We start from the raw sequence: 15,637 nt of genomic DNA, 5'->3' as shown, positions 1-15,637 counted from the left end.
TCCTTTCGAGAAACATGGCTCGCCGATGCGGCTTGCCAAACGCCGGGGGCGCGGTGGGAGGGGGTGAGGTGCTTGTCGCACCGTCATCCCCACGACGATCGAGGTGGGCCGACATCGACAGCCGCAGGCTCACCCGACAAGCCTCGCCAATACACGTTTACATCTGGCGCGCCGTGGTCTGTCGAGATCGACGACGCTCGATCGTCGTGCAAAAGGCGGCGGTGTTGCCGCCACCCCAATGGAGAGAACCCATGAACTACGTCGATGGTTATTTGGTCCCGGTGCCCACGGCCAGCCGCGAGGTGTACCGCAAGCTGGCGCAGGAGATGTCCGCGCTGTTCAAGCAGCACGGGGCGCTGCAGGTGGTCGAGTGCTGGGGCGACGACGTGCCCGAAGGCAAGGTCACGTCGTTCCCGCTGGCCGTGCAGCGCAAGCCCGACGAGACCGTCGTCTTCTCGTGGGTCGTCTGGCCGTCAAAGCAGGCGCGCAACGAGGGCATGAAGAAGGTGATGGAAGACCCGAGCATGAAGAAGGGGCCGGAAGGCATGCCGTTCGACGGTCAGCGCATGATCTTCGGCGGGTTCGAAGTGATCGTGGACGCCTGAGGGCCGCTTCAGCCCGCCAGCAGCCGCATCAGGGCTGACGGCGCGGCCGCCAGCGCGCGGTCGTCCTGCTCGTCCTTCAGCTCGACGCCGCTCAACTGCCGCGTTCGCGCCTCGCGCAGCAGCGCGTGCAGCTTGGCCGCCGCCGCGGCGGGCGCCAGGCCTTCGGGGCGGACGTTGGAGATGCAGTTGCGCTGCGCGTCGACCAAGCCCGGGCGCGGCGCCCAGCTGAAGTACAGGCCCAGGCTGTCCGGCGCCGACAGGCCCGGGCGCTCGCCGATCAGCACGACCACGCAGCGGGCGTTCAGCAGCGCACCGACCGCGTCGCCCAGCGCCACGCGGGCCTGGGTCGCGACGACGGGCGGCGCCCAGCGCCAGCCGCCCTCTTGCAGCAGGCGCTCGCGCAGCGCGGTGAACACGGGCAGCGCCTGGCGTTGCAGCGCCAGCGCCGAGAGGCCGTCAGCGAACACGAAGGCCAGGTCGCTGGCGGGCTGCTGCGGCGCCACCAGCGTGGCCGCACTGGCCTCGTCGAGCCGGCGGCCGAGGTCGGGGCGCTGCAGATAGCTCGCCCGGTCCGGCGCCTGGCTTTGCACCTGCAGCGGCATCTCACCCAGCGCGCGCAGGCCGGCCAGCAGCGCGTCGGCGTCCAGCGGCGCATGGACGGCGTCACGCGCCTCGGCGTGCGCTTGCTGGAAGGCCAGATGCGCGGCCGTCGGCACGCTGACGCCGGCGCGGCCCAGGCCGATCCGCGCGGCCGTGTAGCGGCGCAGGCTGGCCCAGGGCTGGTCGGTGACCGGCGGCTTCATGCCTGCCCCAGCAGCGCGGCAAAGCGTGCCGGCATCGCGTCCGCCAGTCGCGGCTCGGCGCCGGGCGCGAACACACCCATGCGCTGCAACCAGGCCTCGAACTCGGGCGCCGGCCGCAGGCCCAGCAGCCGGCGCATCGCCAGCGCGTCGTGGAAGCTGGTGCTCTGGTAGCCCAGCATGATGTCGTCGGACCCCGGCACGCCCATGATGTAGTTGCAGCCCGAAGCGCACAGCAGCGTCAGCAGGCTGTCGACGTCGTCCACGTCGGCCTCGGCATGGTTGGTGAAGCAGACGTCCACGCCCATGGGCAGGCCCAGCAGCTTGGCCGCGCAGTGGTCTTCCAGGCCCGCGCGCAGGATCTGCTTGCCGTCGAACAAATACTCGGGCCCGATGAAGCCGACGACGCTGTTGACCAGCAGCGGCTCGAAGCGCCGCGCCACCGCGTAGGCGCGGCATTCCAGCGTCTGCTGGTCGCAGCCGTGGTGGGCACCGCTGGACAGCGCGCTGCCCTGGCCGGTCTCGAAGTACATGACCTGCCGGCCGCCGCGCTGCAGCGACAACGCCGCCTGCTGTGCCTCGGCCAGCAGTGCCAGCGTGACGCCGAAGCCGCGGTTGGCGCCCTCGGTGCCGGCGATGGACTGAAAGACCAGGTCCACAGGCGCACCCCGGTTGATGGCCTCGATCGTCGTCGTCACATGCGTCAGCACGCAGCTCTGCGTCGGGATCTCATGGTGGGTGATGACGGCGTCCAGCATCTGCACCAGGCGCATGACCTGGGGCAGGTTGTCGGTCGCGGGGTTGATGCCGATGACGGCGTCGCCCGCGCCCATCAGCAGGCCGTCCAGCAGGCTGGCGGCGATGCCGGCCTCGTCGTCCGTCGGGTGGTTGGGCTGCAGCCGCGTGGCAAGACGCCCGCGCAGGCCCAGCGTCGAGCGGAACTGCGTGACCACCTCGCAGCGGCGCGCGATCAGCATCAGGTCCTGCACGCGGCACAGCTTGCTGACGGCGGCGGCCATCTCGGGCGTCAGGCCCGCGGCGATCTGTGCGGGGTCGACCGCATCGGCCAGCAGCGCGTCGCGCAGGCCGCCGACCGTCAGGTGCGCGACGGGCGCGAACGCGTCGGCGTCATGCGCGTCGATGATGAGGCGGGTCACCTCGTCCGTCTCGTAAGGCACGACGGCCTCGCTGAGGAACACGTTCAGCGGCAGGTCGGCCAGCGCCAGCTGCGCCGCGACCCGCTCGCGTGCATTCGCCGCCACCACGCCGGCCAGCTCGTCCCCGGAGCGGCGCGGGCTGGCCTTGGCCAGCAGCGTGCGCAGGTCGGCGAACTGGAAGCGCTCGCTGCCGAGGGTGTGGGCATAGGCCATGGCGCAAGTGTGCGCAAAAGCCGTGCCGGCTGCATGACAAAGCGGCGACGGGGCACATCCCCAGGTGCCGATTACCGACGCTGCAAGCGTGGGATGTTCGGCGCCCGCCCGGCTGCCGAACATCGCGCCCTTTCGGATCAGGAGGCATCCACTCGATGCGACACGACGCCAGCACCTCTGGCTTGACGGCAGCGCTGGCGGCGCTGGCTTGGGCAATGGCCAGCGGCGTGGCCTGCGCGGCGCCGGCCACGCCGCTGGCGACGGACCGGGCCGCCGTGGGCCAGCTCGTCAACGCCGTCAGCCTCGACGTGATGGCCGAAGCCACGCTTGGCGCCTGCGACGCCGTGGGCGCGCCGTCGTTCATGCCGCTGCGCTCGGCCTGGGTGGCATGGCGCGAGAAGCACCAGCTGCCGCAGCTCAAGACAGTGCTGGTCAACGCGAACCGGCGCAACAACTACGGCCGCACGCCGTCGTGGGACGAGATCACCGAGCCCATGCGCTCGCGCGTGCTGGGCGACCCCAATCCCGAGCAAGCCTGCGCCGCGCTGGTGCGCGACCTGCAGTCGCCCGGCATGGATGCGACGGCGCTGTTCCCGCAGGCCGCCGCGGCGGCCGCGGATCTGCTGCGCGCCGACGTGTCATCGCGGCTCGCTGAACTGCCGGCCGCCGCGGCGCCCGATGGGGCCCAAGTGCTGCTGCCGACGCAGATCGCCGCACTGGCCGAGCGGCACAAGGGCGGCTGGAGTTCCAAGTCGGCCGACGAAGCCCAGCGCGAGCACGGCTTCGTCTACGTGAAGGGGCGCGTGAAGCGCTGGTCGCAGGGCCGCGACGGCGACCGCTTCAGCCTGGTCGTGGACGAAGGCGAGCGCGTCTCGGGTGCCAAGTTCTACCTCGACTTCGACGCTGAAGCCTGGGTGGGCCGCGAGGTGGTGCTGCGCGGCGTGATGACGTCGCTGCGGTCCTACGCCGCCGACCTCAAGCGCCTGGCCCTGGTGGCCGACGCGTCGCGCCTGACGCCATCGCCGCTGGCCCAGGAGTCGCTGGCGCGCAAGGAGGTCATCCTGCAGCGGGTCATGAGCCCGCCCGGCCGCGGCCTGGCCGACAAGGAGCTGGCCGCCGTCGTCATCGAGGGCAAGGCCAACTACAACTACGGCACCAGCTGGGAGGAAGACGTGCGCTTCCTGCTGCGCGACGGCACGGTCTACAGCCGCACGGACATGCCGCCTGACCAGCTCGACGTCACCGCCTCGCGCAAGCTGGAGCCACAGCAGTGGGGCCGCTGGCGCAGCGCTGGCAAGGGCTACGAGATGCAGGGGCAGGACTTCGACGGCCGCCCCGCGGGCGACTGGAAGGCGGGGCACCACTACGCCGTCAAGCCCTGGCCCCAGAACACACGGCTGGAGGGCTATTTCAGCCGCGGCACGTTCAGCGGCAGCCTGGTCACCGGCGGCGTGTCGTCCAAGCGCGCCATCCGCTTCACGCGCGACGGCCGCTTCGAGCGCAGCTACAGCTCGCTGGGCACGTCGGGCGGCCTGGCCGCCGCCAACGGCGCCAACATCTCCATGTCCTCGCGTGCCGACGGCAAGGGCAGCAGCAGCACGGCCGGCGGCACCATGGCCGGGCCGCTGGGCACCGTCACCGCGACCAGCGGCACCAACACCAAGGACGACGGCGCCAGCCGCCGTGGCCGCTACCAGCTCAGCGGCTTCGCGCTGACGCTGGACTACGACGACGGCCACCAGGAACGCCTGCTCTGCTTCCCGGTGCACGACGACGGCAAGACCGTCTATGTCGGCAGCGGCAGCCTGAGCCTGGACAAATGAACGGCGCATGACGAAGACTGCATGGCTGATGACGCTGGCGCTGCAGGCCGGCAGCGCCGCTGCCGCCCCCCCCAACGCGCAAACCCTGCTGACCGACCCCGCGGCCATGGGCCAGCTGATCAGCGCCGTGAGCCTGGACGTGATGACCGAGGCCTCGCTCGACGCCTGCCATGACGTCGGCGCCCCCGCCACCGCGCAGGCGCGTGCGGCCTGGGTGGCGTGGCGCGAGCGTCACCAGGTCGCGCCGCTGCGCATGGTGCTGATCTCGATGAAGCAGCGCGACAGCAGCAGCATCCCGCCGTGGAGCCGGCTCACCGAGACTATGCGCCAGCGCGTGCTGGGCGATGCCGCGCCCGACCGCATCTGCGCCGGGCTGGGGCAGGACCTGCAGGGCGCCGGCATGGACGTCAGCGCGCAGTTCCCGCAGGCCCGCGCCGTCGCCATGGGGCTGCTGCAGATCAAGATGGCCTACAAGCCCACGCTGCCGGACATCGCACCAGGCGCGCCACGGGGCCAGCTGCTGCTGCCCAGCCAGATCCCGGCGCTCGTGAAGCAGCGCGGCCGCTGGTCCGCGATCTCCGACGAAGCCGCGCAGCAGAAGCTGGGGCTGGTCTACGTCAAGGGCCGCGTGGAGCGCCACGGCATGGACGGCGACCGCTACCGGCTCGTGCAGGAGCAGGGCGAGCGGCGCTCGGCGCACACCATCGCGCTGGACGTCAGCGCCGAGCCCTGGGTGGGCCGCGAGGTGGTGCTGCGCGGCGTCTTCACGTCGCTGGACAACAGCTACGTGAACCTGGCCGCCGCGGCCGTCGTCGGTGACGCGTCGGGCCTGACACCGTCGCCGCTGCCGCAGGCGCCGCTGGAGCGCCAGGAGGTGCTGCTGCAGCGCGTGACGAGCGCGCCCGGCAAGGGCCTGGCCGACAAGGACCTGGTGGCCATCGTCATCCACGGCGAGGCCAACAACGTCAACGGCACGCAATGGGAGGAGGACGTGCGCTTCCTGCTGCGCGACGGCACCGCCTACCGCCGCGGCGGCATGCCGCCGGACCAGCTCAACGTGAGCGCGTCACGCCAGCTGGAGCCGCAGCAATGGGGCCGCTGGCGCGGCGCCGACAAGCGCTACGAGATGCAGGACCAGGACGACGACGGCCGCCCCGCCGGCGACTGGCGGGCCGCGCTGCACCACGCCGTCAAGCCCTGGCCCGCGGGCACGCGGCTGGACGGCAGCTTCAGCCGCGCCAGCTTCACCGGCAGCCTGGTGCTGGGCGGCCGGTCGTCGTCGCAGACCTTGCGCTTCACGCGCGACGGCCGCTTCGAGCGCAGCTACAGCGCGACGTCCAGCACCGGCACGCTGGCCGCGACGCTGAACAACACCGTCATCAGCGGCTCGTCGTACGGCGACGGCAAGAGCAGCAGCAGCGTCGGCGGCGGCTCCGTGGGCACGGGCCCGAGCGGCGGCCCCGGCGGCACCGTGGGCGCCTACAGCGCGCGCAAGACCGACGACGGCGCCAGCCGCCGCGGCCGTTACCAGCTTGGCGGCTTCGCGTTGGTGCTGGACTACGACGACGGCCACCAGGAGCGCCTGCTCAGCTTCCCCGTGCACGGCGACCACAAGACCGTCTACGCCGGCGACGGCAGCTACAGCCTCGACAAGTAGCGGCCGTCCCGGGTCACACCCAGGTCTGCGCCACCGCGTCCTGCACGGCCGCCACAGCCGGCACCTGCAGCGCGGCCTCGCTGCTGATCCAGCAGAACCAGGTCGGCGCCGACCAGCCCGGCCAGATGCGCGCCTGGCCCGCCTCTTCCATCAGCACCGCCTGGTCGCGCCGCACCATGCCGGCGCCCATGCCGGCGGCCACCATGCTGCGCACGGCCACTTCGGTGTCAGCCTGCAGGCCCACCTCCAGCACCGCGCCGGCCTGGGCGAACAGCCGTTCCTGGTGGCTGCGCAGGCCGCAGTCCGGCGGCGTGGTGACCCAGGGCAGCGCGGCCAGGCCGGCCAGGTCAGGCGGCAGGCCGCCGTGCAGCAGCAGGCGCTGCGGCACCACCGGCACGATCTCGGCGGCCTGCAGGCGCCGCAGCGCCAGGCCTTCGATCTCCGGGTGCTCGTGCAGCACGCAGGCGCAGTCCAGCTCGCCGCGGCGCACGGCGGCAATAGCGCGCAGCGACACCAGCTGCTGCAGTTGCAGCTGCACCTGCGGATGCCGCTCGGCCAGGTGCACGAAGACCTCGCCCAGCCGCAGCGCCACGGCGTCGCTGACCGTGCCCATGCGCACCTGGCCGCGCGCCTGGCCCCGGATGAGCGCGGCCGCTGTCTGCATGGCTTGGGCGGCGGCCAGCGTGCGGCGGGCCTCGTCCAGCAGCCGCTCGCCGGCGGGCGTCAGCGCCATGCCGCGGGTGCTGCGCTCGAACAGCTTCACGCCGAACTCATCCTCCAGCGCCTTGAGCTGCGCGCTGACCGCCGGCGGGCTGGTGAACACGCGCTCCGCCGCGCGCGTGAGGTTGCCTTCGGTGGCCACCGCGACAAAGGTCTTGAGCTGGTAGATCTCCATGGCCGGCATTCTGCGCAGGGCCGCCGCAGGGCGGGTGTGGAATTTCCGAACGGGGTGCTCCGCCGAAACGAATGGCCGTTTGGCGGCCCGGCGCCCAGACTGACTCCATTCGAATCCGTCTGGAGCCTTCCATGACTGCCAACACCTCACCGCGCGCCATCGCCGCGCTGCTGTTCGCCACCAGCGCCTGGGGCAGCCTGTTCCTGATCGGCAAGCCGGTCGTCGCCCAGCTCGACCCCGTCTGGTTCACGCTGGCCCGCTACACCTTGGCCACCGCCGTGCTGGCCTTGCTGGTGCAGTTCGCCGGCCATGAGCCCTGGACCAAGCTGCGCCGCCACGCGCTGCGGCACAGCCTCGTCGGTCTGGCCGGCTATGGCGTGTTCAGCATCATGGTCTTCCAGGGCCTGAAGCTGTCGCTGCCCTCGCACGGCTCGGTCATCATGGCCACCATGCCCTTCACGACGATGGCGCTGCGCTGGGCGCTGGACGGCCAACGCCCGCCGCTGCGCTCGCTGCTGGGCGCCGCGCTGGCGCTGGCCGGCGTGGCCACCGTGGCCAACCTGCTGGGCCAGGCTGGCGAGGTCAGCCCCCGCATGCTGCTGGGCGACGCGATCACGCTGACCGGCACGCTGGGCTGGGTGATGTACACCCGCGCCATGGCCAAGGTGCCCGACCACAGCCCGCTGGAGTACACCGCGCTGACGGCCATCGCCGCGCTGCCGGGGCTGGCCGTGGTGGCGCTGCTGGCCACGCTGGCCGGCTGGGCCGAGGCGCCGTCTGCCGAGTTGCTGCTGGAACTGAGCCCCAAGCTGGTCTACATCGCGCTGGTGCCCACCGTCGCCGCCGTGATGGCCTTCAACGCCGGCGTGAAGCAGCTCGGCGCGCCGCTCGGGACGCTGTTCCTGAACATGGTGCCGGTGTCGGTCATTGCCGTGCGTGCCGTCATGGGCGAGGCGCCGCATGCCAACGAGATCGCCGGTGCAGCCCTCGTCGGCCTGGGCCTGGCGCTGACCGTGTGGACGCCCAAGCCCGCACCGGCCGGCGTGCAGCCGGCGCTGCGCACGGCGCCCTGCACGCGCTGAGTGGCGCCCGCGCGGCCGCTCAGACGTAGGTGCCGGTGGCGGACATCTCCAGCCGCCACAGGGCGTCGTCCAGCCATCGGCTGCGGCGCCACCCGCGCAGCGCGTTCTCCGCCGTCATGCCGCGCGCCCAGCTCTGCGCGGTGAACGTGGCCGACGCCACGTGCCCGCCCCAGAGCTGCTGCGTGATGACCCAGAAGTCCGCGTCGCTGAACACCTCGGGCACGGGGCTGCGCAACACCACGCGGGCGTGCGTCCAGGGTGTTTCGAAGAAGGGCTGCGCGGGGTCGAACAGGCGCTCCTCGTAGACCGGGCCGCTGCCGTCATTGGGCTCACCGCGCGCATCGCTCAGGTGGGCACCGAAGAACGCCTCGGCCGACCGGCGCTCATCGCGCGCCGCGAACGGCCGCCACCAGCGGCTGGCCGGCTGCCAGGCCCACAGCCGGCCGGGCCAGGGCGGCGGCCAGCCCAGCCGATGCGGCCCCAGCAGCGCACGCCGCTGCGCCTCGGGGCAACCGGGCCAGGCGCGCTCCAGCGCGGCTTGCAGCTCGGCGGGGAGATGGCGCAGGTCGAGGTCAGGCATGGGCCGCAGACCTTAACCGCCGCCACAGCTGCGCCAGCGCGTGAAGTTAGGGGCGCCGCCTCACGCGGCTGTCATGCAGGCGGCCTAGGCTGGGCCGATCCATGCCGACGCTCCTCACCCTCTCGCCCTGGGCCTGGGCCCCGCTGGCCGCGCTGACCCTGTCGGCCGCCGTCGTCGGCCTGCAGGGCAAGCTGCTGTTCGGCCGCACCTGGCGCATCCGCCGCACCGACCCCGGCCCCGCAGCCGCCCGGCGGCGCACCGAGGCCGTCTGGCTGGCGCGCCCGGGCGGCGTGCGGCTGCAGGGCTGGCTGACCTTGCCCACGAGCCAGCCGGCGGGCGACACGCCGCCGCCGCGCCGCCTGTTGCTGTGGTTTGGCGGGCGCAATGAGCACGTCGCCTGGACGCCCGACCTCGCCGGCTGGCTGCCCGACGACTGCGCGCTGCTGGCCTTCAACTACCGCAGCCTGGGCGCCAGCGGCGGCTGGCCGTCCGAGGCGGCCTGCGTGGCCGACGCCGAAGCCGCCGCCACCTGGGGGCTGGCGCGGCTGCAGCTGCAACCCGGCGCGCTGCACCTGGCCGGCCGCAGCCTGGGCACCGGCGTGGCCATGCAGCTGGCCGCGCGCCTCGCCGCGGCCGGACGCCCGGCGGCCAGCGTCGCGCTGATCACGCCGCTGAAGAGCCTGCGGGCATTGCTCAGGCGCAGCCCGCTGCTGGCGCCGCTGACGCCCTGGCTGCGCTCGCCGCTGGACAGCGTCGCCGCCGCGCAGGCATTGAACTGCAAGGTGCTTGTGCTGCTGGCCGAGCGTGACCGCCAGGTGCCGCACGCGCACTCGCATGCCCTCGTGCAGGCCCTGCAGCACGCCGGCGCGGCCGTGACCGTGCACCAGCTGGCGGGCACCAACCACCGCAGCCTGGCGCGCACGCCCGCGGCCATGCAGCACCTGGGCGGCTGGCTGCCCGCCGCAGCCGCGGTGCGCTGACGCAACGCCTGCCCCCCACACATCCGCCTCTCGCTGGCTAACCCTCTTGCCAGTACCGGGGCGGGTGCCTAGCGTCGGTCTCCCACAAAACCCATGGAGACGACATGACACACCCTGTTCGCAGCTCACTCGCCGCAGCAGCGCTCGCGGTCCTGTTCGCAGGCCCGGCCTGCGCCGCCGGCTTCAGCAACGCCTACTTCTTCGGCGACAGCCTGTCCGACACGGGCAACGCGCTGGTCCTGACCGGCGGTGCCCTGCCCGTGGCGCCGTACTTCACCGGGCGCTTTTCCGATGGCCCGGTGTGGGTCGAGTACCTGGCCACGGCCATCGGCCACAGCGACGCCGCCAAGGCCAACCTGGCGGGCGGCAACAACTACGCCATCGGCGGCGCGCGCGTGGCCGCGGGCGCCACGAGCGTGCTGGCCCAGATCGGCAGCTTCAGCAGCACGCACGCGGTGGCCGACCCCAATGCGCTCTACGTCGTCGTCGCCGGGGGCAACGACATGCGCGACGCGCGCAGCGGCAACCCGGCCAACATCGGCGCCGCCGCCGTCGCCGCGACCGACAGCCTCAAAACGGCCATCAGCCAGCTGGCGGGCAAGGGGGCCAAGAACATCCTCGTGGCCAACCTGCCCGACCTCGGCGCGACGCCCGAGGCCGTGGGGCTCGGCCTGACGGCCCCGTCCACGCAGGCCACCAACGCCTTCAACTCGCTGATGGGCGGCGTGGTCAGCCACGGCCAAGGCCTGGGCCTGACCATGAGCTTCTTCGACTTCGCGGCCCTGGGCGCCGCGGTGCGAACCGACGCGCTCAACAACGGCGGTGCGGTCTACGGCATCACCAACGTCAGCACGCCGTGCGGCGCCTTCCAGGGCTCCGTCGGCATCTCGTGCAGCGTCTCGCAGTTCTCCGACGCGCTGCACCCCTCGGCCCTGTCGCACCAGTTCATGGGCGCCGCCGCCATCGCCGCCGTGCCCGAGCCCGAGACCTACGGCCTGATGGCGCTGGGCCTGGGCGTCGTCGCCGTGATGGCGCGCCGCCGCCGCGCCGCCGCCTGAGCACGGCACCTGCAGGCGGGCGGTGCCCCGCACGCCTGCAGGGTCGGGCATCACACCGGGGCCGCGCCAGCCTGGAAGAATCGCGGCCCATGAAGCTCACGCACACCCTGCCGGCCCTGGTCGCCGCCGCCATCTCCGGCACCGCTCTCGCCGGCGACGGCCAGTTCCAGCTGCTGGTGCTGGCCATGCCCACCAAGTACCACTACGAGTACATCCCGGTGGCGCGCGACAGCTTCGAGAAGCTGGCCAGGCTGCACGCCTTCGAGCTGACCTGGACGGCGCAGCCCGGCGCCTTTGAAGGCGACCTGAGCAAGTACGCGGCCGTCGTGCTGCTGAACAGCTCGGGCGAGGAGTTCAACGAAGCCCAGCGCACGGGCCTGGAGCGCTACATGAAGGCCGGCGGCAACGCCGTCGTCGTGCACCGCGCCATCATCAGCAAGCCCGGCCTGTGGCCCTGGTACGAAAAGCTGGTCGGCCGCAGCTTCGTCATTCACCCGATGCTGCAGACGGCCATCGTCACCAAGGCCGATGTGAACCACCCCGCCACGTTCGGCCTGCCGGACCGCTGGATCTGGTCAGACGAGTGGTACGAGTTCAGCAACCCGCATGGCGTGGCGATCAACCCCGTGCTGAAGGTCGACGAGCGCAGCTACGACCCGACGAAGATCTGGCCCGGCCAGGTCGCCAAGGGCATGGGCGCCGACCACCCGGTGAGCTGGTGGCAGGGTTACGAAAAGGGCCGCGTGTTCGTCACGGCGTTGGGGCACAACGTCGAGATGTACAAGGACCCGCGCTACCTGGACCACCTGTGGGGCGGCATCTGGTGGGCGGCGACCGGGCGCTGAGGGCCCGGCTTCGCGTTACTTCGAGAACCAGCCGACGATGCGCTGCTTGATGCGCAGGAAGAAGCCGGCGCGCTCCACGTCGGCCAGCGCGACGACCGGCGCCTCGCCAAGCGTCTTGCCGTTGGCCACCGCCACCAGCTTGCCGATCACGGCACCCTTGGCGATGGGCGCCTCCAGGCCCGGGTTCAGCGTCACCTCGGTCTTCACCGCCGCCGCCTGGCCCTTGGGCACCACCAGCGTCCACGGCTTGGCCACGCCCGCCGCCACCTCGGGCGCCACGCCGTACAGCACCTTGGCGCTCGTCAGCGTCGCGCCCGCCTGCGCCGGCGTCGCTTCCTCGAAGTTGGCGTAGCCCCAGTTGAACAACACGCGGGTCTGGTCAGCACGCGCCTGCTTGCTGTTCGCGTTCATGATGACCGAGATCAGGCGCATGCCGTTGCGCTTGGACGAGGCGGTCAGGCAATAGCCGGCGTCCTCCGTGTGCCCGGTCTTGAGGCCGTCGACCGTCGGGTCGGTGTACAGCAGCGCGTTGCGGTTGCCCTGCTTGATGTTGTTGTAGGTGAACTCGCGCTCGGCGTAGAGCGGGTAGTACTCGCCGCTGTTGCGGATGATGGCCGCGGCCAGCACGGCCAGGTCGCGCGCCGAGGCCTTGTTGTTGGGGTCGGGCAGGCCGGCCGCGTTCGCGAACTGCGTCTTGGTCATGCCGAGCTTGGCGGCTTCGGCATTCATCAGCGTGACGAAGCCGGCCTCCGAGCCGCCGACGTGTTCGGCCAGCGCCTTGGACGCGTCGTTGCCGCTGGCGATGACGACGCCGCGCAGCATGTCCATCAAGGAGGCCTTCTCGTTGAGCGGCACGAACATGCAGCTGTCGCCGTCCTTGCCGCCGCGGCACCAGGCGCTCTCGCTCATGGTGACCATCTCGTCGGGCTTGAGCTTGCCGCTCTTCAGGCCCTGCTCGACCAGGTAGCTGGTCATCATTTTGGTCAGCGACGCGGGCGGCAGCGGCTCGTCCGGGTTGGACGACGCCAGGATCTGCCCCGTGTTGAAGTTGAGCAGCACCCACGCCTTGTTCTCGAGCACCGGGATGGACTGCCCGTTGGCGTCGGTCGTCATCGCCTGCTCGGCGGGGGCGGCCTTGGCCTTGCGGGCTGCAGCCGCGTGGGGCTTGGACTTGGCGTGCGCCGCACCACTGGCGGCCCCGGCCATGCCGATCAGGATCGCGCTGGCAAGAAGGGAAGGGAGCAGGGGGGAAATGCGCAGGGTGCGGGGCATGGAGAGATGCTTGCTGAAGAAGCCGGTAGATAGCTCAGAGACGGACGCTCAGAGACGGGCGGTTTTTGTGCTGGCGCGATGCGCACCCAGGGTTTGCCATCCGCTGGACGGGCCAGGGACGGCGGAATCGCGCCTGGTGTGCCCGGGTCACGAGATCGCGCCAAGCGATTCGGGGCCCAATTGTGGCCGCTTGACCGTGCACCCGCCGGGCGGGCGACGGCGATCTCACGAATCTCTACAACTGCACCCGACCTGCGGGACCACTTCCGGTGGGGCGACTGGCGGCCGCAATCACTCACCGCCATGAGCGCCCGCCACGGGCAAACTGCAACGCAACGACTCTGAGGGGCCTATGCACCGGCCCGCCGCACGCATGCAGCGCCGCCCACTGATCCTGTCGCCCTGGTTGACCCTGCTGTCGCCGCTCAGCCGGGCCGCGGCCACGCCGAACGTGCTGCCGCTCTGGCCCGAAGGCGTGCCCGCCGCCGTGCGTGCGGATGCGCCGGCAACGCGCGGCGACCTCGGCCCCGAGCGGGTGGACGCGAACGGCGGCATCGCCAACGTGTCGGTGCCCACACTCACCGTCGTGCCGCCCGCCGTCGATCGCCCCAACGACACCGCCGTCGTGCTGTGCCCGGGCGGCGGCTACCGCTACCTGTCGTGGCAGCGCGAGGGCCTGCAGTACGCCGCCTGGCTGAGCACGCTGGGCATCACCACCTTCATTCTGAAGAGCCGACTGCAGGAGTGGGGCCACCCCGCGCCGCTGCAGGACGTGCTGCGCGCCATCCGGCTCGTGCGCTCGCGCGCGGCCGAGTTCGGGGTCGATCCCCAGCGCATCGGCGTGATGGGCAGCTCCGCCGGTGGCCACCTGGCGGCCAGCGCCAGCACGCTGTTCGACCATGCCGACGGCCGCACCGGCGCCGCGCTGGACAACAGCATCAGCGCCCGGCCCGACTTCGCCGTGCTCGTCTACCCCGTCATCACGATGACCGACCCCGCCGCCCACGCCGGCTCGCGCCTCGCACTGCTGGGTGCCGGGCCTGGCCCCGCGCTGCTGGCGCTGGCGTCGCTAGAGCAGCAGGTGACGGCCGCCACCCCGCCCACGGTGCTGCTGCACACCCAGGGCGACAAGACCGTGCCAGTGCAGAACAGCATCCTGTACTACCAGGCCCTCACCCGCGCCGGCGTGCCGGCCGAGCTGTACCTGTTCGAGCAGGGCGGGCATGGCATCGGCATGCGCGACGGGCTGGGCACGGCGTCGGCTTGGCCGAGGCGGGTGCAGGAGTGGCTGAGGCAGCGGGGGTTGTTGGGGCCGGCGGGGCGGTGAGGCGGTCCGCAGTGCGTGAAGGTCAAGCCCGTGCTGGCTTGGACGAGCGCAGCTACGACTCCAAGAAGGCCCAACTTCAAAACTGAATAAATCGCTTGGAGTTGCTGTTAAGAAACTATATAGTCACTGAACAGCAACTTTGAAGCGCAATCATGGCACTGCAACTTATGGTCGGCGTTTCGCTACCCAAAGACCTGCTGCTGCGCATTCAGGCCAAGTCTGAGATGCCAGCCATTGAAGGTTTGGCCGGAATCCTGACGCGCGTTCTAGACGAGCACGACAAGGCATATCCGACTCAAGCCAAGCACGTCACGCTTACCGTCTCAGCATCACCGGAGCCGAAGGTCTTCAAAACTTCGCGCGGGTTCGAACTGCCGATCGGGCTGGAACTTTTTGCCGACTACGACGGCAAACACATGACCGCAAAGGTCACGGCGGGCGGCATCGAATACAAGGGTGAAACCTATGAGGTCAGCCCATCCGCGTTCGCCGCCAAGAAGGATTGCGGCGCGAGCGACACGGCGGCATCAACCAATGGCTGGAAATTCTGGATGTACAAGGACAATGGCCGGTCTCGATTCATTGACGCTTTTCGGAGTTGAATTGTCTTTCGCTGCATGCGAGTGCAGTCCCGCTAGAACAACCCAAGACGCTTTGGCGGCTTGCAATACTGTCGACTCAATCAAGCTGATCGGCCTGCGTGAACCGCAGGATGAGATGCGGCAAGCAACTAACGCAAGTATCAAGACTCAAGGACGGCAATGCCCTTTCTCGACTGGGTGAACAAGAACCAAGCCAAAGAGGTGAGTCGGACGGTCCCCTACCGACGAGGATAACGCATCGTGCACAGCATAGAGGCCAGTCCAGCACCTAACCCCTCTTTGCAGCCGACCGCCTTTGGCGGCGGCTGAACTTCGACGTTAGGCAGCGTCAAGAGGAGCGTGAACGAGATGTGGCTACTACCTTGGGAAAAGCTTCCTCCGCTCATTCTTGGACCGTTGATGATTGCGGTCGGCATCTTTGTGTTCTTGGTTCCGGAGGTCAAGGACTGTTGATTCCCACGCCATCCTGACCCACCGTTTCCATCCAATCCTGACCCACCCTTGTTCGAGCCTCTTGGGCTCAGGTTGTGGGTAACTTCCTCGGTTTGGACTCCTTCTTAGTGGTGGGTTGAGCTGAGCTGTTCTTGAACCGGTAGCTGTCGTTGCCGGTTTCAAGGATATGGCAGTGGTGCGTGAGCCGGTCCAGCAGCGCCGTGGTCATCTTGGCGTCGCCGAAGACGCTGGCCCATTCACTGAAGCTCAGGTTCGTCGTGATGACGACGCTGGTGCGCTTGGTGCGCT

15 protein-coding genes are annotated in these 15,637 nt (G+C 70.6%); 9 read left to right on the top strand and 6 right to left on the bottom strand.

Annotated features, from left to right (window positions below):
* The first annotated feature begins 251 nt into the window (after positions 1-251).
* Complete coding sequence (locus AC1D29_RS14095) at positions 252-605, top strand: DUF1428 domain-containing protein (RefSeq protein ID WP_477898342.1); 354 nt, start codon at positions 252-254, stop codon at positions 603-605.
* A gap of 8 nt (positions 606-613) precedes the next feature.
* Here AC1D29_RS14095 and eutC read toward each other — a convergent pair whose 3' ends face one another.
* Positions 614-1,408: an ethanolamine ammonia-lyase subunit EutC gene (gene eutC, locus AC1D29_RS14090; RefSeq protein WP_477898340.1), complete on the bottom strand. Its 795-nt coding sequence runs from the start codon at positions 1,406-1,408 to the stop codon at positions 614-616.
* Positions 1,405-2,775 (bottom strand): ethanolamine ammonia-lyase subunit EutB, encoded by a 1,371-nt coding sequence (locus tag AC1D29_RS14085; protein ID WP_477898338.1) that lies wholly within the window; start codon positions 2,773-2,775, stop codon positions 1,405-1,407. Before AC1D29_RS14085 ends, eutC begins: the two co-directional genes overlap by 4 nt.
* 155 nt (positions 2,776-2,930) lie before the next feature.
* On the opposite strand from AC1D29_RS14085, the gene AC1D29_RS14080 reads away from it, so the two are divergent.
* Both AC1D29_RS14080 and AC1D29_RS14075 read left to right on the top strand, forming a co-directional pair.
* The gene (locus AC1D29_RS14080; protein WP_477898336.1) at positions 2,931-4,598 is read left to right on the top strand and encodes a hypothetical protein; all 1,668 of its coding nucleotides are present in this window, start codon (positions 2,931-2,933) and stop codon (positions 4,596-4,598) included.
* 7 nt (positions 4,599-4,605) lie between these two features.
* Entirely contained in the window at positions 4,606-6,255 is a 1,650-nt protein-coding gene (locus AC1D29_RS14075; RefSeq protein ID WP_477898334.1) for a hypothetical protein, read from the top strand.
* Positions 6,256-6,268: 13 nt separating this feature from the next.
* Here AC1D29_RS14075 and AC1D29_RS14070 read toward each other — a convergent pair whose 3' ends face one another.
* Positions 6,269-7,150 (bottom strand): LysR family transcriptional regulator, encoded by an 882-nt coding sequence (locus AC1D29_RS14070; RefSeq protein ID WP_477898332.1) that lies wholly within the window; start codon positions 7,148-7,150, stop codon positions 6,269-6,271.
* A gap of 131 nt (positions 7,151-7,281) precedes the next feature.
* Between AC1D29_RS14070 and AC1D29_RS14065 the strand changes: the two genes are divergently transcribed.
* Positions 7,282-8,232, top strand: coding sequence for a DMT family transporter (locus tag AC1D29_RS14065; RefSeq protein ID WP_477898330.1), 951 nt, complete (start codon positions 7,282-7,284; stop codon positions 8,230-8,232).
* 19 nt (positions 8,233-8,251) lie between these two features.
* Here AC1D29_RS14065 and AC1D29_RS14060 read toward each other — a convergent pair whose 3' ends face one another.
* Positions 8,252-8,812, bottom strand: coding sequence for a hypothetical protein (locus tag AC1D29_RS14060; RefSeq protein ID WP_477898328.1), 561 nt, complete (start codon positions 8,810-8,812; stop codon positions 8,252-8,254).
* Between the two features lie 101 nt (positions 8,813-8,913).
* Here AC1D29_RS14060 and AC1D29_RS14055 point away from each other — a divergent pair, with 101 nt between their 5' ends.
* The 3 genes from AC1D29_RS14055 to AC1D29_RS14045 all read left to right on the top strand — a co-directional run bounded on the left by AC1D29_RS14055 (position 8,914) and on the right by AC1D29_RS14045 (position 11,695).
* Positions 8,914-9,792, top strand: coding sequence for an alpha/beta hydrolase family protein (locus tag AC1D29_RS14055; protein WP_477898326.1), 879 nt, complete (start codon positions 8,914-8,916; stop codon positions 9,790-9,792).
* 104 nt (positions 9,793-9,896) lie between these two features.
* On the top strand, positions 9,897-10,850 hold the full coding sequence (locus AC1D29_RS14050) for an SGNH/GDSL hydrolase family protein (RefSeq protein ID WP_477898324.1): 954 nt from the start codon (positions 9,897-9,899) through the stop codon (positions 10,848-10,850).
* Between the two features lie 89 nt (positions 10,851-10,939).
* A complete protein-coding gene (locus AC1D29_RS14045; RefSeq protein ID WP_477898322.1) occupies positions 10,940-11,695 on the top strand; it encodes a ThuA domain-containing protein in 756 nt (251 codons plus the stop codon).
* Between the two features lie 15 nt (positions 11,696-11,710).
* Here AC1D29_RS14045 and AC1D29_RS14040 read toward each other — a convergent pair whose 3' ends face one another.
* The gene (locus AC1D29_RS14040; RefSeq protein WP_477898320.1) at positions 11,711-12,967 is read right to left on the bottom strand and encodes a D-alanyl-D-alanine carboxypeptidase family protein; all 1,257 of its coding nucleotides are present in this window, start codon (positions 12,965-12,967) and stop codon (positions 11,711-11,713) included.
* Positions 12,968-13,340: 373 nt separating this feature from the next.
* Between AC1D29_RS14040 and AC1D29_RS14035 the strand changes: the two genes are divergently transcribed.
* On the top strand, positions 13,341-14,294 hold the full coding sequence (locus AC1D29_RS14035) for an alpha/beta hydrolase (RefSeq protein WP_477898319.1): 954 nt from the start codon (positions 13,341-13,343) through the stop codon (positions 14,292-14,294).
* Positions 14,295-14,446: 152 nt separating this feature from the next.
* Entirely contained in the window at positions 14,447-14,896 is a 450-nt protein-coding gene (locus AC1D29_RS14030; RefSeq protein WP_477898317.1) for a hypothetical protein, read from the top strand.
* 520 nt (positions 14,897-15,416) lie between these two features.
* Here the strand turns inward: AC1D29_RS14030 and AC1D29_RS14025 are convergent.
* A partial coding sequence (locus AC1D29_RS14025) for an ATP-binding protein (RefSeq protein WP_477898315.1) occupies positions 15,417-15,637 on the bottom strand: 221 nt, incomplete at its 5' end.

The organism is Roseateles sp. P1_C6, from assembly GCF_056406315.1.
The sequence above is the reverse complement of the archived record's forward strand: the minus strand, read 5'-3'. Positions and strand labels throughout refer to the sequence as shown.

Excerpts from the sequence above, each read along its gene's own strand:
- AC1D29_RS14030 (WP_477898317.1), top strand. The coding sequence starts at position 14,447 with ATGGCACTGCAACTTATGGTCGGCGTTTCGCTACCCAAAGACCTGCTG.
- AC1D29_RS14065 (WP_477898330.1), top strand. The coding sequence starts at position 7,282 with ATGACTGCCAACACCTCACCGCGCGCCATCGCCGCGCTGCTGTTCGCC.
- AC1D29_RS14095 (WP_477898342.1), top strand. The coding sequence starts at position 252 with ATGAACTACGTCGATGGTTATTTGGTCCCGGTGCCCACGGCCAGCCGC.
- AC1D29_RS14070 (WP_477898332.1), bottom strand. The coding sequence starts at position 7,150 with ATGGAGATCTACCAGCTCAAGACCTTTGTCGCGGTGGCCACCGAAGGC.
- AC1D29_RS14035 (WP_477898319.1), top strand. The coding sequence starts at position 13,341 with ATGCAGCGCCGCCCACTGATCCTGTCGCCCTGGTTGACCCTGCTGTCG.
- AC1D29_RS14075 (WP_477898334.1), top strand. The coding sequence starts at position 4,606 with ATGACGAAGACTGCATGGCTGATGACGCTGGCGCTGCAGGCCGGCAGC.
- AC1D29_RS14055 (WP_477898326.1), top strand. The coding sequence starts at position 8,914 with ATGCCGACGCTCCTCACCCTCTCGCCCTGGGCCTGGGCCCCGCTGGCC.
- eutC (WP_477898340.1), bottom strand. The coding sequence starts at position 1,408 with ATGAAGCCGCCGGTCACCGACCAGCCCTGGGCCAGCCTGCGCCGCTAC.
- AC1D29_RS14045 (WP_477898322.1), top strand. The coding sequence starts at position 10,940 with ATGAAGCTCACGCACACCCTGCCGGCCCTGGTCGCCGCCGCCATCTCC.
- AC1D29_RS14040 (WP_477898320.1), bottom strand. The coding sequence starts at position 12,967 with ATGCCCCGCACCCTGCGCATTTCCCCCCTGCTCCCTTCCCTTCTTGCC.
- AC1D29_RS14060 (WP_477898328.1), bottom strand. The coding sequence starts at position 8,812 with ATGCCTGACCTCGACCTGCGCCATCTCCCCGCCGAGCTGCAAGCCGCG.
- AC1D29_RS14085 (WP_477898338.1), bottom strand. The coding sequence starts at position 2,775 with ATGGCCTATGCCCACACCCTCGGCAGCGAGCGCTTCCAGTTCGCCGAC.
- AC1D29_RS14050 (WP_477898324.1), top strand. The coding sequence starts at position 9,897 with ATGACACACCCTGTTCGCAGCTCACTCGCCGCAGCAGCGCTCGCGGTC.
- AC1D29_RS14080 (WP_477898336.1), top strand. The coding sequence starts at position 2,931 with ATGCGACACGACGCCAGCACCTCTGGCTTGACGGCAGCGCTGGCGGCG.